Origin of the sequence: Myxococcus sp. AM011 (assembly GCF_013372595.1) — a bacterium.
GTDB classification, from domain to species: domain Bacteria; phylum Myxococcota; class Myxococcia; order Myxococcales; family Myxococcaceae; genus Myxococcus; species Myxococcus eversor.
Map to the genome: position 1 here is coordinate 1 of NZ_JABXEM010000256.1, position 16,549 is coordinate 16,549.

Genomic DNA, 16,549 nt, shown 5'->3' on the forward strand with positions numbered 1-16,549 from the left:
TTCTACACCTATTAAGTCGTCGGCAGCGTCAGTTGTGTATAAGAGACAGACACGGCGTTCGTCGGGCTGCCGATGGCGGAGGCGCTGCTGGGTTCGGAGGGGCTGGCGGTGGCGGTGGTGGCGGACCAGCTCGGCTCGTTCCTGGTGTTGTCCACGTTGGCGACGCTGGCGGCGACGCGAGCGAGCGCGGGGGCGGAGCTGCCGCTGAGCGTGTTGGCGAGGAAGGTGGCGACGTTCCCTCCGTTCGTGGCGTTGGTGGTGTCGTTGCTGTTGCGGCCGGTGGGGTATCCGGTCTGGGTGGAGTCGGTGCTGGAGCGGTTGGGGGCGTTGTTGACGCCGCTGGCGTTGTTCTCAGTGGGATTGCAGTTGCGGCTGTCGGGGGTGAAGGCGCGACTGCCGGCGTTGTCGTTGGGGTTGTTCTACAAGCTGGTGCTGGTGCCGGGCGTGGTGATGTTGGGGCTGTGGGTGTTGCCGGGATTGTCGCCGGTGGTGGTGCAGGCGACGGTGCTCCAGGCGGCGATGGCGCCCATGGTGAGCGCGGCGATTCTCGCGGCCGAACATCGGCTGGACCCGGAGCTGGCGGTGCTGATGGTGGGTGTGGGGATTCCACTGTCCTTCGTCACCGCACCCCTGATGTTGTGGCTGGTGCGGTGACGGACCTGTCTGGCGAGGGTGTGTGAAGACCTACCGATTTTCAGAGCAGCTGGCCGCTGTGTTCGTGAGTGTGGCGCTCGTGGCCTGTGGTTCGTCCCGGCAGGTGGCTCCTGAAAGTGCCACCGACCTTCAGCGACTCGTGCTGGTCATCCGGGAGCAAGGAGATGGTGCCGTGACTCATGCGTGGGAGCCGGCCGAGGGGTTCGATCTGCCGCGCCAGGGGGCTCGCTCACGTTTGCGAGCGACGCCAGTCGTGAGTCGGCCGCGTGACTGCGACGCGGAGAACATCGCCTGCGTCGACGAATGCATGAGCCGCCCTCTCGCAAGGGGCTTTGGGCATATGACGAGCGGTGGAAAGAAGGGAGGTAAGCTGCGTTTCTGCACGACCCGCTGCCAGCAGTCGTATCTGGACTGCGTCGAGTTGGAAAGACTGCGACCCCAGGAGTTCGCTGCGGTCGACGAGGCCGTGGACTGGTTGAGTCAGCACCGCGGCGAGGTCTTGCTTGGAAGTACCTTCATCATCGCGGGCGTGGTTTTTGTCGTGGTGTCGATGGGTGCGGGATTGCTTGTCCTCGCGCCCGCCGTTCTTTTCGCCAACGCTCAATCCAATCACCCTCCACTCACAGCCGAGGTGGCACCTTGATCGACGGCATGCGGTACCTCGAGGTCCGGGAGCTTCTCGGTAGGCTCCGCGAGCAATCCTCCGACGAGGACGAGAAGGCGAAGCTGTCGATGGCGATGGATGCGGTCGCATTCATCACGGACACAGGACAGTCCTACGAGTTCGAGGACTATCGCCAAGGAGAGGATGCTGATGCTCCTCCCGTCGTCATCGCGAGCTTCGATACGCGTTCGGAAGCGGAGTCCTGGCTGAAAGCGCATCCTCGCCCGCCGGATGGTGCCCACCTCCTGATTGCCGGCGAGTACCACCGCGTCGCCTACTTCCCAGAGCACGACATCCGCCGTCTCCCTCGGGCTCCCGTGCTCAAGTACTACCTTCAGGAAATAGAACAGGAAGGGCTCCCCCCACCCGTCGCCACATTCGACACAGTCGAGCAGGCGCGGGCCTGGGTCGACCGTCAGCCCGAGCCCCCGCGCCAAGTGCTCATCCTCATCAACGGTGAGCCCCATCTCGTGGCCTACCACTACCGCGTCAACGTCCGCGCCATCTACCCGATGTCCCTGGCCGCCAAGGCCGCACCTGCCCCGGCGGACGAGTCAGCCGACTGAGGCGAATCCACGCCCGCTCGGCTGCCCTTCGGGCGGGTACGCGGACGGCTCGCTGACGTGCCGGCTCTGCCCACCTATCTTCCCTCATGGCCGAGCAACCACCGAAGGCCTCCGGGGCACCCGGAGGAGACCCGAGGCGGATGGAAGTGCGGCGCTCCGTGGCGGAGCTGGGCGCGCGCACCTACGCCATCCAACTGCTTTCCGACGCTGACATCCCCTTCCTCGTGGGCGGCGCCTATGCCTTCGCTCACTACACGGGCATCTATCGCGACACCAAGGACCTGGACCTCTTCCTCCACCGCAAGGACGCGGACCGCGCCATCGAACTCCTCTCGCGCAACGAGTGGCGCACCGAGAGCGAAGTCCACGGCTGGCTCCACAAGGCCTTCTGGGCGGACTTCCTCGTCGACCTCATCTACAGCTCCGGCAATGGCATCACCGCCATCGACGAGGCGTGGTTCGAGCACTCCGTCCCCGCCCAGGTGCTGGGCTGCCCGTGCCGCGTCCCTCCCGCCGAAGAGATTTTCTGGAGCAAGGCGTTCGTCCTCGAGCGCGAACGCTTCGACGGCCACGAACTCACCCACCTGCTCCTCAAGACGGGCGCCACGTTCGACTGGGAGCGTCTGCTGCGGCGCTTCGACCGCTACTGGGAGGTCCTCCTCTCCCACCTGCTCTTGTTCCGCTTCGCCTACCCGTCGGACCGCGCCATCGTTCCCGACTGGCTGATGCGTGAGCTGCTCTCCCGCGCGGAGCGCTCCGTGGACCAGGGGAACTGGCAGGAGCGCATCTGCCGGGGGCGAATCATCTCGTTCCGCAACTATCGCGTCGACGTCGACGAGTGGGGCTACGAGGATGGCGACGCCTGGGACATCCAGGAGCGGAAGAAGGACGACCCCGCGCTCACGGCCGGCGGCGCCCCCGGCACCGACGGACTCCACTGAGCCCCGCCGCCCCACGTCCCTCCATGCGAGCCCCCGGGGCGCAAGGCCATGCCCGCCCCGGGCTTGAGACCCTACCTTTCCTCCAGTGCCCAGAGGAAAGGCAGGTGTCCCCGTGTCACGCCCTGAATCCGGACCCCGAGGAGCGCTCGGCGCGCTGCTGCTGTCGCTAGGGCTCGCCACGCCCGCCAGCGCTCAGCTCGCCGTCTCAGAACGCGGCGGTCCCATCCGCCTCCAGGTGGGCGACCAATCCCTCACCGTCTCCCTGAGCCGCGACACCGTGCGCGGTGGAGGCTTCGACCTGCGACGCACCTCCACTTCCCTCAAGGGCCGACTGCGCGGCGGCGACGTGGACCTGCGCTGGCGCACCGGCCCCATCGTCGGACGCGTGGGCGTGGAGGACAGCCGGCTGGAGCTCTCCCGCATGTCCTCCGAGCCGGGCCTGCGCGTGGATGGCGAACTCGCGAACTGGCCCACCTCGCTCGTCCTCTCCCCCGTGGGCATTACCGGCGACGTGGGCGGCTGCAGCTACTCCATGACGGTGGCCGGGGGCCGCTACACCGGTTGGCGCACCTGTCAGCCCGACGCGGGCGGTGAGCCGACCTCCGTCTCCCTCAGCCTGCCGGAGACGATTCACGTACTCGGTGACGCCGAGCAGGCCGCGCTCCTGTCCCTGCTGCTCTCCGCGCAGGGCCTGCCCCCCGCACCCGCGCGCGAGGCGACCGACTCCGGGCGCACGCTGGAAGGTCCCGGCCTCGACGAAGCCGAAGCTCCGCGAAGGTGAGGCCCGGGTGCCCCATTTCGGGTCCGCTCTGCCCGGAATCATGAAATTGAATGGCGGATGCCACGGTGGGTTCCAGGCCCACGCCTGACAAAGCCCACGCGGGTCATGCTTCAATCCCTCTCCAGCGCGCACGGTGTGCGTGATGGGCCATGGCCCATCCTTCGCTGAAAGAGAGCTCCACCATGAAGCTGTCCCTGACGGTGCTGTCGGCGCTGGTCGTGTCTGGTCTGCTGGCCTGTGGTGGAACCGGAGCCATCGAGGCGCAGGAGCCTCTGACTCAAGAGGAGAGCGCGCTCGTCACCTGTACGACGACGTGTCCCAACGGGACGACGGTGTCGTGCGAGGGCAACACGTGCAACACCTATCCAGGTGAGTCCGTCGAGTGCGACGGCTTCCACAACATCTGCTTCACCTCACCGCCGTCCATCTGCCTGCAGCCGAACAGCGCCTGTTCGACGGTGGCGGGCAAGCCCTGCTCTCCCGCGGGCAGCGGCACGCGCTCGTGCTGCATCAACCGGCGGGTCGGAAACTGCTTCTGCACCATTCAAGGTGTCTGGGCCTGCTCGGCGAATTGAGCCAGGCCAGGGTGAAGTGAAGGGGCGCGTCGAGCCTCATGGGGCTCGACGCGCGAGGGGACGTCAGGCCGTCGCCGCCATGCCGAAGGACAGCTCCACGCCGTTGTCCTTCACGCGCATGCGAGGCTTGGACAGCCAGTGGCAGTGGGCGCAGTAGCTGTGCGCCCCGGAGGGGCTGGCGCGCACGTTCACGGCTCCTCCGCAGAGCACGCAGCCGTCGGGAAGGACGAATTCGGCGAATCGCTCGCCGAGGTTGCTCTCGAATTCAGTCATACCTTTGAGTTAACGCAGGAATCGCGCGGCACAAGCAGACCGCTCCCGGCCGTGGGCCTCTCCCTGTAGGGCACGGCCCCCTATCGCCCTCCAAGCAGGCGAGCAGGCGGGCGCGGCCTGCATTCCTTACCGCCTCGCACCCGACTGACGTCCGGTGGACACCGCAACCCCGGGCATCCTCGTGGCCTGACTGGCACGTGGATTGATCTTAAAGGGCGTCAGGAAGAACCGAGGGGGACGGCATGGGCGGTGGCGTGGAGCGCGTGGACGTGAGCGAGGAGAAGAAGGGCTGGGGCGTGGAGGTCGTCACGTCGGAGGGCGAGGTGCGGCGCTACCGCTACCGGAGCGAGGCCCAGGCGCGCTTCTTCGCGGCCGTCTTCGCGATGGGCCCCCGGGTGCTGCCCCCCGTGCGCCGGGTGAAGGCCCGGAAGGCCGCCTGAGGACTTCGTTTCCAGAGGGGATGTCCGGGGACCGGGCCTTCAGGCGCAGTCACCGTGGCTTCCCACTACCCTTGCGGGCGGGTTTCGGGGAGGCTTTGGTCCCATGAGCGACGCGAGCAAGCCCTTCCTCATCCCCGCCAACCGGCAGTACATCACCAAGGAGCCGGACCCGGCGGGCCGCTGGTCCACGCTGTTCCCGGACATGATCGGCTACAAGAACCAGGGTGGCGGCAAGGTGCCGGCGGACTTCGGCTGGAACACCAACCCCAAGCAGTGGCAGGAGGAGATGACGCCCGTGACGCTGGCCGAGCGCTTCAACGAGCTGCGCGTGCTGCCGCCGAAGGCCGAGCCTCCCGCGCTGCCCGCCGACACGAAGAAGTAGGCGCGCGGGTGCCTAGCTGAAGGGCAGGGCCGCGAGGCGCTCCCGGAAGCGCTCCAGCAGCCCCAGCGAGTTCGCCTCATCCAGTCCCTCGGCGGCCTCCTGTCGCGCCTTGCGCAGGAAGCCGTCGAACGGCGCCGAGCGGCCGTACAGCGCCGCCGCCGTGTCCACCGCGTCCGCCAGCACGCGCGCCGCGCCGGGCGAGCCGAGCGTCAGGTGCATGTCCGCCTGCTCCAGCTTGGCGCCGCATGACGCCCACAGCTCGCGGTCATGCACGATGAGCCACGTGCGCGTCACCTCGTCCATGGCCTCTTCCAGGAAGGAGAGGAATGGCTCGACGTGCGAGGACAGCACGTCCGCCGCCAGCTCGCCTTGTCCGGCCGCTTCCTGGAGGTGCGCGCGGAAGGTGAGCACATGGTGCTTCTGCGGCGTGCGCAGCGCCACCGAGGCGGGCAGGGTGATGAAGGCCGACACGCTCTCCGCCATCTGACGGGCCAGGGCGGGCCGCGACGGGGCCTCCGCCTTCGTCGCGCGCTCCAGCCGTCCTTGCAGCGAGCGGCGCAGGTCCGCCGCCGCCCCGCGCAGCGCCGAGCGCGCGCCCACCTGGTGCACGTAGCCGGGCACCACGTCCTCGCGGCGCACGTCCTCGAAGGCCGCCGCCGTCAGGTAGACGAGGTCGCCGATGCGCACGCGGAAGTCGGCGCGGAACGCCTGGAGCTTGGCCATCAGCGTCCAGCGGTCGCTGACGACCTCCGGCTTTCGCATCTGCTGGCCCAGCTCCGACACCCGCTTGGACAAGAGCTCCGCGGTGGCGTGGAGCACCACCTCCACCTCCTGCGCCAGTCGCTCGTCGGAGCTGGCGGGGGGAGGAGCCCAGCCGGTGTCCGTGGTGCTCGCGGCGCGCGCGGGCGGGGGGAACTGCTGGTGGATGGCGCTGACGAGCTGGTTGACGCCCACGAGGGTGTCGCCAATGGCGGGGGCCATGGTCTCCCAGAGGGCCAGGTCCGCGCCGCCGTCCGACTCCAGGGTGGTGGGCTCGTACTTGGCGATGCTCAGGTGGCCGAGCCGGTCGATGGCCACCGCCGCCGCGCGGTGGACGTGCGTGAGGCGGTCCGCGAGGTGCCGGTCCGTGAGCGACTCCAGCAATGCCTCCAATCGAGAGGGCAGGGCATCCGCGGGAGGACGGGTCACTCGGGGATTGGGCGACGAAGGCATGGGGCGCGGCACGCTATCGCACCGGCGGCGGTCGCGCGAAGAAGGGGGCTCGGCAGTCAGGGGGCATCCCGACATAGAGTGCGGCTTCGGGGAGGATGCATGACAGAGCGTTTCCGCCGTGGGGCGAAGCGGGGTGGGCTGGCGGCCTTGCTGCTGGTGGGCGTCTGGGCCTTCGCGGCGTGGGACGTGTGCCTGACCGCCTGGGTGTTTCGCGGGGTGAAGGTGCCCGAGTGTCCGGACGGGCAGTTCCGCCAGACGGTGGGCGTGGATGCCCATGGGCTGGGGCGCGGGCTTGCTGGGAGCGTGGTCGTCTGGGCGGACGCCCATGCGCCTGACGCACGCGGCCAATTGATGAGCGCGCGGGTGCGGCGGGGCACGCCGGAGCTGTTCCTGGTGGATGCCGAGGGGAAGCAGACGGCCCTGGAGGCCGAGAAGGACTTCCCGTGGACGCGCTCGCCCGACGACTCGCTGACGGCCCAGGTGAAGCTGCCCGAAGTGCCGGACGGTGACTACAAGCTGCTCGCGCGGCTCACCACGCCGCTGGGCACTGACACGGTGGAGGCGGCGCTGCCCCTCTACGCGCCGGCGGTGGCGCACGTGCTGACGGACCGGCCGCTGTACGAGCCCGGCAACGAGGTGCGCTTCCGCGCCGTGGTGCTGCGCGCGAAGGACCTGTCTCCGCTGGATGGGCGGCCCGGGACGTGGTTCCTGAAGGACGCGACGGGAGAGACGGTGTTGGAGGAGCGGGCGCCCGCGGGACCGTGGGGCGTCGTGGCCGGCAGCTTCCCGTTGGACCGGGGCGCGCCCGTCGGTGAGTGGACGCTGGAGTGGCGCAGCGGGAGCACCCAGGCCCAGGCGACCTTCCAGGTGAAGCCCTTCACGCTGCCGCGCTTCCGAGTGGAGGCGTCCAGCCCCCGGCCCTACTGGCGCGCGGGGGAGACGCCGGAGCTGGAAGGCCAGGTGGTGTACGCGTCGGGCGCTCCGGTGACGGACGCGGAGGTGGAGCTTGGATGGAACGTCTCCGGGGAGTGGCCGCCGCCTCCGGAATGGAACTCGGGAGGACTGCCCTCCAGGGCCCGCACGGATGCGTCGGGGCGCTTCCATGTGACGCTGCCGCGCGTGCCCGATGACTTGCGGGGCCAGGTGACGCTGTCCGCGCGCGTGTCGGCGAAGGACGCCGCTGGAGACCGGGTGGTGAGCGGCGCTGCGCTGCTGCTCTCCGAAGACGCGCTCGCCATCTCCTCGGTGACGGAGCTGGAGGACGGGCTGGTGGATGGCTTCAGCAACCGCGTCTACCTGCGCGCCACCACGCCGGACGGGCGGGTGCTGCCGGGGGCGGAGCTGACGGTGACGCGCGCGTGGGATGCTCGCGACGAGGGCGTGCGCGGCGTGACGGATGAGGACGGCGTGGCGGCCTTCCAACTGGACCCGGGCCCACCGGTCAACGTGGTGGTGCCGCCCCTGCCGGTGCGCCGGCTTCCACCGCCGCCTCCGGTGCGGCTGGCGCAGTTGAAGAACCTGATGGAAGCGGGCAGCGGACCGACGCTGAAGGAGCGGCTCGCGGTGGAGGGTTGGGTGTCGTCGTTCTTCCCGTGTTCGCGCTTCGTCGAGCCGAACGACGGCCAGCGCCTGATGGAGCTGGGCGTGCGGGTGGGCGCGGGCGGCGCGGTGACGGACGTGGTGGGCACCAAAGACGCGCTGTCGACGTGTCTGGCCCAGGTCATCCGCGCGCGCACGCTGCCCCCGGGACAGGAACGGGTGTTGTCGCTGTCGCTGGTGGTGCGGGACTGGGGACTGCCTCGGCTGGAGACGCGGGTGGAGTCCGCCTTCGGCACGGCCACGCCGCTGATGGGCGCGCTGGAGTCGGCCGCGAAAGATGCGCGCACCTGTCTGCCGGCGGGGCTGGCGACGAGCAGCTACCTGCCCATGGCGCTGACGTGGCGACTGGGGGCGAAGCGCGAGGTGTCGCTGTCCTGGTCCGCGCTGCCGTGGGTCCAGGGCGGACCCGGCGCGGCGACGGTGGCCTGCATCCAGGAGCGCTTCGCGCGCTGGAAGGCCGTGGAGGAGAATGAGGAAGGTGAGGCGATGGGCGTCCTCTTCCTCACGGCGCATCCGGGAGTGGACGGCTCCCGAGGTGGTGGGCCCGCTCAGGCGACCACCTTCCTGGGCTATGAGTTGAAGGTGGCGGCGAAGGTGGACGGCAAGCCGGTGGGGGACACGAAGTGGGTGTTGCGCCCGGCGACGCTGCCGCCCTTGCGCCTGCGCGCCACGCCGGTGCTGGCGAAGGCCGGCGAGGAGGTGCGCATCGACCTGATGCGCGGCCCCGACTTCCAGGGCTCACTGCCCACGGAGCTGCGGCTGTCTGCGGGCAAGCAGGAGCTGGTGACGAAGCTGGAGAAGGGCTCCACCACGGCGCGCTTCCGGCTGCCCGCGGACTTCGAGGGCTGGGCGGAGACCTCGTGGGCGGGGGCCCTGGCGCGGGTGTACGTGGCGCCGCGCGCGCAGCTCTCCGTGGAGGTGTCGTCGGAGAAGCCGGCCTATGCGCCCGGCGACCTGGCGCGGCTCCAGGTGCGCACGCGCGTGGATGGGAAGGACGGGCCCGCGGCGGTGGGCCTCTTCGGCGTGGACGAGACGTTGAGCCAGTTGGTGCCGCTGCCCGGGGGTGACGCGCTGGCGAGCGTGAGGCCCGCGCCATCGGTGTCGGAGCCCGCCTTCGGAGTGCTGGATGGCGTGGCGCTGGCGCAGGGACGCATCCGGGGCTCCAACGCGGCCGCCGCGGCGCTGTTGCGCGTGAGCACGGTGCCGACGCTCCAGGAGACAGAGGTGCGAGCGAGCGCGAGCGCGCGCGGTGCCTTCGACCCGGAGGCGGAGCTGACCGAGCCCTTCTACGCGGTGCTCTCGGAGCTGCACGCGAAGGTGCGTGACTGGGAGGAGAAGGCGCCCGAGGGTGAGACGCTGAACCCGGCGGGGCTCGCGAAGCTGTGGACCCAGGCGCTGGCGTCCTGTGAGCAGCGGGGCGAGAAGGTGAAGGACGCCTTCGGCCAGCGGCTGCGGTTGTCGAGGCTGCCCAGGGAGCTGCTGGAGCTGACGGACCCGCGCGCGGTGGTGTCGCGTGGGACGCGACTGCCAGAGGACGTGGAGAACTGGAACGCGTGGGTCGCCCGGGAGGCGCCGTGATTCGCAAAATCGTCGTCGGGGCGGTGTGTGTCGTCGTGGGGTTCGTGCTCCTGGTGACCTTGTTCGGGGACAACTTCCGGAGGCTTTTTGGAGCGTCCTCGTCCGCGCTGTCGGGGCACTTCGAGCCCCCGGGCCAGGCGATGATGGACCGGTCGGCGGACTTGCTCCTCAGGGGCTCCGCCGAGGCGGAGATGGCCGCGGCGCCTGTGATGGCGCCCCCTGTGGGAGGGGCCGCGCCGGAAGAGGACGGCTTCGGCGCTATCGCCCAGAAGGCGGACGAGGGGGACGCGCGCCGCCCCAAGGGCGGCGGTGGGGAGCAGAAGCCGCAATCCGTGGGAGCGCCCAGCCGCGCGTGGTTCCCGGAGACGTTCCTCTTCGAGCCGCTGGTGGTGACGGACGAGTCTGGTAGCGCGACGCTGCCGGTGCGCGTGCCGGACCGGCTCACCCGCTGGCGCGTGCTGGCGCTGGCGCACTCGCGCTCTGGCGCCCAGGCCGGCGCGGTGACGAGCTTCGCGGGCACGCTGCCCACGTACGTGGACCCGGTGCTGCCGCCCTTCCTGCGCGCGGGCGACTCCGTGCGCGTGCCGGTGCAGGTGGTGAACACGACGGATGCCGTGGTGGAGACGTCGCTGAAGGTGGAGGCCACGGGGGCGACGGTGGATGGCGCCGCGCGCACGGTGCGCGTGCCGGCGCGAGGCAGCGTGGTGGAGTACGTGACGGTGCGCGTCTCCGGCCCCGGGCCCATCGCGGTGCGCGCGGCGCTGGGAGACGCGGACAGCGTGGAGAAGCCCCTGGACGTGTGGCCCACCGGCAGGCCCGTGGTCCAGACGTGGAGTGGCACGCTGGCCGCGCCTCGCACGTTGACGCTCACGGGCGCCGCGGACGCGCAGGTGGGCAGTGAGCGCGTGCGGCTCCAGGTGTATCCCGGCGGGCTCGGCGTGCTGCGCTCGGAGCTGACGTCGGCGGGGGCTCGCGGTGGCTCGGACGACGTGGCGTATGCGCTGATGCTGGCCGGGCGCGCGCCGGAGTTGCTGACAGCGCTGGGCGAGCCCCAGGCGGCCCAGGTGCTGAAGGCGGCCCTGTCGCCGAAGGGCGGGCGCGTGGCGTCACCGCCGGAGTCGGCGGGGGGACTGGTGGACGCGGAAGGGGTGCGCGTCCTCGTGGCACAGGCGACGCAGCGCGCGCTGCGGCTGGGGCGCACGCCGGACGTGGTGTCGGCGACGCTGCTGGTGGAGGGCACGCTGCTCCACCCGGACAACCCGGTGCTGGCGCGACTGGGCGAGCGGCTCGCGGGCTGGGTGGCCGCGGCGCAGCGTCCGGATGGCACGTGCCAGGGTGGCGACGGTTGGACGTTGCAGCGACTGCTGGTGGCGACGGCGGACTGTACGCGCGCGGTGGTGGCGGCGTCCGGGACGCCGGTGGGCCAGCGGCGCGCGGCGCGCTTCACGGCGTTGGCGTCGGGCGCGCTGGAGCGCAACCGGGCGCACGTGAAGGACGGCTACACGGCGGCGTCGCTGCTGGCGAGCGGCATCGTGACGGGCGCTCTGCGGGACTCGCTGCGGGCGCAGGTGCGCGACGCGGTGAAGACGCGCGAGGACGGCGCCGCGTACCTGCCGGTGGATGAGGGAGTGGTGGCGGCCGATGGCGAGGTGCCCTCGGAAGCGGAGGCCACCGCGCTGGCGGTGCTGGGCCTGGAGGGCGACGACAAGGCGCCCCTGGCGGACCTGGGCGCGTCGCTGCTCGCGAGCTACGGGCCGGCGCGCGGGTGGGGCAGTGGCCGGACGAACCGGCTGGCGCTCAAGGCCGTGGTGTCGCTCTTCAAGGAGCCGCTGCCCGCGAGCGTGCGCGTGGTGCTGGAGCGCGACGGCAAGCCCGTGGCCGAGGGCACGTACGACGCGAAGGCGCTGCGCGAGGTGCTGGCGCTGGAGGCCCTGGCGACGGGCTCGGCGGGTGCGCATGCCTGGACGGTGCGCGCGGAGCCCGCGGTGCCGGGCCTGGGCTTCGCGCTGGCGCTGTCCGCCGCCGTGCCGTGGAAGCAGGAGTCGCAGGGTGGACTGGAGCTGGCCGTGGACTCGCCCCGGGAGGCGCGAGTCGGGCAGCCCGTGGAGGTGACGGTGCAGGCCTCCACGCCTTCGGGCCTGGTGCTGGAATTGAGGCACGGGCTACCGGCGGGCGTGCAGGTGGACTCCGCCAGCCTGGACGCGCTGGTGGCGTCGGGGAGTGTCTCGTCGTGGACCTCGGAGGACGGCGCGGTGACGCTGAAGCTGCCTGCCCGAGGACAAGGGGAGACCTTCCAGGCTCGCTTCCGTGTCATCCCCACGCTGGCGGGGACGCTCCAGGCGGGTGCCTCGTCGCTGCGGGTGCTTGCTCGGCCGGACGTCGTCTCCTACGTACCTCCCGCTACGTGGGCGGTGCGCTGAGGCGGGGTCTTCGCGGACTTCGGACCGGGGCCGTATCGCGGACGGCCCGGTAAGGAGTGTCTGCTCACGGGCTTCTGGAACCAGCACGTCAGGGCAGAAGCGCGGCTACCCCCTGGGCATCCGCTCGGAGAATACGGAAGATTCGCGGCAGCGTCGGCAGGCCGGAGAAGGCTTCGTCAGCGGTTCTTCACGGGTGACACCATGGAGCTCGACGGCGCGGAACGAGACGAGTTGCTGTTGGCGATGCTGGGGGCGTTTCCCTCGGTGGAGGACCTTCGCCGGGTGGTGGCCTCGGTGTGCCACCGGGATTTGGAAGTGCTCGTTCCAACGGGCGGCCCGAGGGAGCGGGCGACGGGCCTCATCCAGCGCGCGGAATCGGAAGGGTGGACGCGGGAGCTGGTGACGGGCATGCACGGCGCCCATCCTCGGCACGCGCGGCTGCATCGCTTCATGCAGGGCTACCTCGCCTCGGTGCAGCGGAGCATTCCGCGTCGCAGCCTGGAGCGCATCGTCGGCTCCTGGGCGGAGGACGGTGGCGCGGACGGGTGGCGCCGGAGGCTCGCCGCGATTGAGCGGCGCGTCTGTCGGGTGGAGCCGGTGCTGGGTGCGTCCCTGGGGACGGGGTTTTTGGTGTCGCGCAACGTGGTGCTCACCAACTTCCATGTCATCGAGAACCGGCTGCTGGAGTCGCTGCGCGTGCGCTTCGACCACAAGGTGTTGCCGGACCGGACGCTGCTCCAGTCGGGGACGCGGTACGCGGTGAAGCGTTGCATCGCGCGCAGCTCGTACAGCCCCGCGGACCTGATGCACCCCAGGCCTCGCGAGGCGACGGTGGACGAGCTGGACTACGCCTTCCTCCAGGTGGAGGGAGCGCCGGGCGAGGAGCCGGTGGAGGACGAGCCCCGGGGCTGGCTGGAGCTGCCCGAGGTGGAGGTGCCCATCATCCTGGGCAGCCTGGCGCTCATCGTCCAGCATCCGGAAGGTCAGCCGATGAGCGTGGCGCTGGACGAATTCCTGGCCGTCAACGCGTCGCGCACCCGTGTGTCCTATCGGACGTCCACGAGCCCCGGGTCCTCCGGCGCGCCGTGTTTCACCCAGGACCTGCGTCTGGCCGCGCTGCATCACAGCGGGGGGCCGCGGATGCCGTCCGCCACGGGACACAACGAGGGCATCCCCACGGACACCATCCGCCGGAGCCTGTCCCGGGAGGTGAAGGCGCTGCTGGGCTGGGAGTGAACTGGAGGCGGGGGACGCGCCTGTTATCGTCGGCGGATGTTCGTCCTCGATGCCCGTTGCCGCCGTGCCCGGGGTCTCTTCCGCCTGGGGTTGCTCGTGGTGCTCTCCGCGTCGTCGAGCGTCGCGTTGGCGCAGACGCGGCTGCGCGTGGCCGGGGCCACGGCCAACAACGAGGTGAAGCTGCGCACGACGTCGGAGGACTTCCGCACGGTGCTGCGCGTGGACCTCTTGTCGCCGCCACCGGGTGACGCGGGCGTGGAGGAGGCGCTGCCCGGCGGAGTGACGGTGCTGGTGGATCCGCTCCAGGCGAGCGATGGCTCCCAGGTGACGCTGACGGCCGTCGTGCGCGAGGCCGCGGGCGCCGGGGATGCGGGCACGTCGCCGTCCATTTCATCGAGGGCGCCGCTGTACCTGGAGGTGTCCGGGAAGCTGCCGGCGGCGGGGGACTACACGGGGCAGCTGGTGCTGGTGCACGCGAGCGGGCGTGAGACGACGGCGCTCGTCGTCACGCGGACGCAGGCGGTGCCGGCGGTGCAGTTCATCGCGACGTCGCCAGCGGTGGCGGCGTCGGGCTGGGGGCTGGGCACGGTGGAAGCGACGGTGCGGCTGCCCTTCAAGGAGACGGCGGGCGTGACGGGGATGGTGGCCGCGCCCCGGCTGCTCCAGCTCCAGCACAAGGCGCCGGACCTGGGGGCGACGTTGGTGCAGCCGCACTTCGGAGGTTCCCACTTCTTCCTGGAGGGCGGCGGGAAGGACGGCAAGGACCTGGACCTGTCGGCGGCGGACTCCACGGTGCAGGTGTCAGCGAATGGCAGTGGCACGCTGCTGTTGCATCTGCGCGGGCTGGACGGGCCGGGCGAGTACACGGGGACGGTGCGGATGGCGGTGCCGCAAGGCGTGGCGGTGGAGCAGCCCTTCACCGTCTGGGTGAGGACGCCCTGGCTGTGGGGCGCGCTGCTCATCGCGGCGGGCGCGGTGTCTTCGTATGGGGTGCGGCTGTACACGCAGAACATCCGGCCCCGGGCGCAGCAGCTCCATCGAGCGCAGGCGCTGAGGCAGAAGGCGGCGGAGCTGCTCAACGGCCAGGACGCGGAGACGCGGCGAGTGGGGCTGGAGGTGCGCGCGCGCATCGACGCCATCGTCTCGAGGATTCGCGGACCGCTGCGAGGCGGCCGGGTGGCGGAGGCGGAGCTGGCGCGAGTGGAGCCGGAGCTGCGGCTGTACGAGGCGTGGTGCGCGGGCACGCGCGAACTGAACGCGCTTCCGAGAGAGCTGAGGCCGGCGCAGGCGAGCAATCTGCTGGACGAGGCGGAGACGTCGCTGCGCCTGGGCAATGTGCCGACGGAGCGTCTGGAGGAGCAGCTCAAGGTGCTGCGCCAGCAGAACGTGGAGGAACTGGCGCGAGCGGGGCTGAAGGCGAAGCTGGCGGAGCTGGAGACGCAGGCGCGCACGCTGGCGCAGAAGCTGGGGGAAGACGACAGCCTGGGCTTCCGGCTGATGTATGAGCTGTTGCCGCTGCTCCAGGAGGTGCGTGCGTCCCTGGACGAGGGCGACCTGGCGACGGCGCGGCTGCGGTTCGAGCGGGCCCGGCGTTCCTACTTCGACGTCCTCTGCGGGGAGCTGTCGCTGGCGGTGGCCTCGCCGCGCAATCCCCGGGGCTTCACGCAGGAGGAGTGGCGGGAGTTGACCGCGGAGGTGAAGGACAGGCTGAAGCAGGCGCGAGCGCGCGCGGACGTCAGCGTGGACGAGGGCTTCCGGCTGTACCAGGGCGCGTATGCGCACTACGTGCTCCGGCTGTTGCAGGAGCTGCGCGAGGCGTTGGCGGAGGCGAGGAGCACGGCCAGCGACGCGCAGAAGGTGGAGCTGGACAGCGCGGAGGCGAAGCTGCGCGAGGCGATGCTGGCGCTGGGGGCGGAGTCTCCGCACGATGCCGCGGCGAAGTACCGCGAGGCGAGAGACCTCCTCCACCATGCGCAGACGGGACAGGTGCGCAAGCGAATCGAAGCGCTGCGCGCGGAGGTGACGAGCAAACGCAGTGCGGCTACTTCTGACTCCGAGCTGCATGAGCTGGGACACATCGACTCGCTGCTGAACGAGGCGCAGCTCGCGTTGAAGCCGGAGACATTGCAGGACGCGGACTACAAGGTGGACAAGGCGGCGATGGCGCTCCAGGCCTACCCGAGTCCACAGAGCACCAGCATGAGTGGCAGGCTGGGAGTTCCCACGGGGAGGGAGGCGCTGAGCTTCTCCGCGCCCACCGCGCCGGAGGTGCCCGCCGCCAGCGCGCCCACGGGTGGCAGCCTGCCGACGCTGCCAGAGGCTCCTCCGAGCGAGGACGCGGACTCGGCGGGTGGCTTCAGTGCACTGGAGGGTGTGCCGTTGCCGTCGCCGCGTCACCTGTGGGTGGTGGAGCTGGCGTTGCTGGCGTTGCTCACGGGCGTGGCGGTGGTGCTGGGCCTGCAACTCCTCAACGTCTTCTCACCGACGTGGGGTGGCTTCGGCGCGGGCATGACGGCGTTCCTCTGGGGCTTCGGGCTGCACCAGGTGGGCAACGCCAGCTTCGAGGGCCTCGCCGGCCTGTTGACGCGCGTGGAGGGGCGCGGCGGCGCGACGGGCGGAGGAGGAGTAGGCGGTTCCTGAGCGCTTGCGTCATGACGGGAGACTGCTCGGGCCGGGGTTTGCAGAGCGCGAAGGTTGCGTTCAGTGGGCGTACGCGAACATGGACGGTAGTCCAGGATCTTGGATGCGGCTTGCCCGGGCTGACCTACATGAATCCTTCGGACCACCGACTACGAGAGAGGTGCTGACCGGTATGAGTCGGGCACCACTGCTTCGCACTACCGTCGAAATTCCAGGGATGTGGCGGCCGAGGCTCGAGTGGGGGCAGACGTGGTTGTAGTGCTGTCGCCACGCCTCGATGACAACCTCCGCCTCTAACCTGGAGAGAAACCATTCCATGTTGAGGCACTCGTCGCGAAAGCGTCCGTTGAAGCTCTCGTCGGTGCCCTTCTGCGAGGGCTTGCCTGGAGCTATGTGCGCCAGCTCGATGCGGGCCTTCGCAGGATGGCCGAGGCCACGAACTCCGGAACGTTGTCACTGAGTGTTGCGAGGCAGGCTGGTTGATGGACTAGCGCTCCGCCTGGTTGATGGGCATCACCGAGCGCGAGCGTCAGCGAGCGCGCTCGGTGATGGGAGCGGCCTACAGAGCGGCGGCGTCGGTGTCGAGCA

General features: G+C 70.6%; 13 protein-coding genes and 2 pseudogenes. 12 read left to right on the forward strand and 3 right to left on the reverse strand.

Annotation, left to right across the window (positions count from 1 at the left end):
- Nucleotides 1–63: 63 nt before the first annotated feature.
- From HUW62_RS37405 to HUW62_RS37430, 6 genes and pseudogenes are all read left to right on the forward strand, one after another.
- Nucleotides 64–654 (forward strand): annotated as a pseudogene (locus HUW62_RS37405) (AEC family transporter); the annotation flags it as partial.
- A gap of 22 nt (nt 655–676) precedes the next feature.
- Nucleotides 677–1,297, forward strand: a complete 621-nt coding sequence (locus tag HUW62_RS49245; RefSeq protein WP_255203871.1) for a hypothetical protein — start codon at nt 677–679, stop codon at nt 1,295–1,297.
- An 8-nt stretch (nt 1,298–1,305) separates the two neighbouring features.
- Entirely contained in the window at nt 1,306–1,884 is a 579-nt protein-coding gene (locus HUW62_RS37415; RefSeq protein WP_176437136.1) for a head protein, read from the forward strand.
- 140 nt (nt 1,885–2,024) lie between these two features.
- Nucleotides 2,025–2,825: a nucleotidyltransferase family protein gene (locus HUW62_RS37420; protein ID WP_240356142.1), complete on the forward strand. Its 801-nt coding sequence runs from the start codon at nt 2,025–2,027 to the stop codon at nt 2,823–2,825.
- A gap of 112 nt (nt 2,826–2,937) precedes the next feature.
- Nucleotides 2,938–3,606: a hypothetical protein gene (locus HUW62_RS37425; protein WP_163863081.1), complete on the forward strand. Its 669-nt coding sequence runs from the start codon at nt 2,938–2,940 to the stop codon at nt 3,604–3,606.
- A gap of 182 nt (nt 3,607–3,788) precedes the next feature.
- Nucleotides 3,789–4,181 carry a hypothetical protein gene (locus tag HUW62_RS37430; protein WP_163863079.1) on the forward strand — a complete coding sequence of 131 codons (393 nt, stop codon included), beginning with the start codon at nt 3,789–3,791 and terminating at the stop codon, nt 4,179–4,181.
- A gap of 63 nt (nt 4,182–4,244) precedes the next feature.
- Here HUW62_RS37430 and HUW62_RS37435 read toward each other — a convergent pair whose 3' ends face one another.
- A complete protein-coding gene (locus HUW62_RS37435; protein WP_163863077.1) occupies nt 4,245–4,454 on the reverse strand; it encodes a hypothetical protein in 210 nt (69 codons plus the stop codon).
- A gap of 242 nt (nt 4,455–4,696) precedes the next feature.
- Here HUW62_RS37435 and HUW62_RS37440 point away from each other — a divergent pair, with 242 nt between their 5' ends.
- A complete protein-coding gene (locus HUW62_RS37440; RefSeq protein ID WP_163863075.1) occupies nt 4,697–4,894 on the forward strand; it encodes a hypothetical protein in 198 nt (65 codons plus the stop codon).
- Nucleotides 4,895–4,997: 103 nt separating this feature from the next.
- A complete protein-coding gene (locus HUW62_RS37445) occupies nt 4,998–5,276 on the forward strand; it encodes a hypothetical protein (protein WP_163863073.1) in 279 nt (92 codons plus the stop codon).
- Between the two features lie 12 nt (nt 5,277–5,288).
- Here HUW62_RS37445 and HUW62_RS37450 read toward each other — a convergent pair whose 3' ends face one another.
- Nucleotides 5,289–6,488: a hypothetical protein gene (locus HUW62_RS37450; protein ID WP_163863071.1), complete on the reverse strand. Its 1,200-nt coding sequence runs from the start codon at nt 6,486–6,488 to the stop codon at nt 5,289–5,291.
- 99 nt (nt 6,489–6,587) lie between these two features.
- Here HUW62_RS37450 and HUW62_RS37455 point away from each other — a divergent pair, with 99 nt between their 5' ends.
- The 4 genes from HUW62_RS37455 (at nt 6,588) to HUW62_RS37470 (ending at nt 15,961) form a co-directional block, all read left to right on the forward strand.
- Nucleotides 6,588–9,665 carry an MG2 domain-containing protein gene (locus HUW62_RS37455; protein WP_176437137.1) on the forward strand — a complete coding sequence of 1,026 codons (3,078 nt, stop codon included), beginning with the start codon at nt 6,588–6,590 and terminating at the stop codon, nt 9,663–9,665.
- Complete coding sequence (locus HUW62_RS37460) at nt 9,662–12,085, forward strand: alpha-2-macroglobulin family protein (protein ID WP_176437138.1); 2,424 nt, start codon at nt 9,662–9,664, stop codon at nt 12,083–12,085. Before HUW62_RS37455 ends, HUW62_RS37460 begins: the two co-directional genes overlap by 4 nt.
- A 201-nt stretch (nt 12,086–12,286) precedes the next feature.
- Complete coding sequence (locus tag HUW62_RS37465; RefSeq protein ID WP_176437139.1) at nt 12,287–13,321, forward strand: trypsin-like peptidase domain-containing protein; 1,035 nt, start codon at nt 12,287–12,289, stop codon at nt 13,319–13,321.
- Nucleotides 13,322–13,357: 36 nt separating this feature from the next.
- On the forward strand, nt 13,358–15,961 hold the full coding sequence (locus HUW62_RS37470) for a hypothetical protein (RefSeq protein WP_163863063.1): 2,604 nt from the start codon (nt 13,358–13,360) through the stop codon (nt 15,959–15,961).
- Between the two features lie 228 nt (nt 15,962–16,189).
- Here HUW62_RS37470 and HUW62_RS49250 read toward each other — a convergent pair.
- Nucleotides 16,190–16,419, reverse strand: a pseudogene (locus HUW62_RS49250) (transposase); the annotation flags it as partial.
- Nucleotides 16,420–16,549: the final 130 nt, after the last annotated feature.

Excerpts from the sequence above, each read along its gene's own strand:
- HUW62_RS37470 (WP_163863063.1), top strand. The coding sequence starts at position 13,358 with ATGTTCGTCCTCGATGCCCGTTGCCGCCGTGCCCGGGGTCTCTTCCGC.
- HUW62_RS37415 (WP_176437136.1), top strand. The coding sequence starts at position 1,306 with ATGCGGTACCTCGAGGTCCGGGAGCTTCTCGGTAGGCTCCGCGAGCAA.
- HUW62_RS37440 (WP_163863075.1), top strand. The coding sequence starts at position 4,697 with ATGGGCGGTGGCGTGGAGCGCGTGGACGTGAGCGAGGAGAAGAAGGGC.
- HUW62_RS37445 (WP_163863073.1), top strand. The coding sequence starts at position 4,998 with ATGAGCGACGCGAGCAAGCCCTTCCTCATCCCCGCCAACCGGCAGTAC.
- HUW62_RS37430 (WP_163863079.1), top strand. The coding sequence starts at position 3,789 with ATGAAGCTGTCCCTGACGGTGCTGTCGGCGCTGGTCGTGTCTGGTCTG.
- HUW62_RS37465 (WP_176437139.1), top strand. The coding sequence starts at position 12,287 with ATGGAGCTCGACGGCGCGGAACGAGACGAGTTGCTGTTGGCGATGCTG.
- HUW62_RS37455 (WP_176437137.1), top strand. The coding sequence starts at position 6,588 with ATGACAGAGCGTTTCCGCCGTGGGGCGAAGCGGGGTGGGCTGGCGGCC.
- HUW62_RS37420 (WP_240356142.1), top strand. The coding sequence starts at position 2,025 with ATGGAAGTGCGGCGCTCCGTGGCGGAGCTGGGCGCGCGCACCTACGCC.
- HUW62_RS37435 (WP_163863077.1), bottom strand. The coding sequence starts at position 4,454 with ATGACTGAATTCGAGAGCAACCTCGGCGAGCGATTCGCCGAATTCGTC.
- HUW62_RS37450 (WP_163863071.1), bottom strand. The coding sequence starts at position 6,488 with ATGCCTTCGTCGCCCAATCCCCGAGTGACCCGTCCTCCCGCGGATGCC.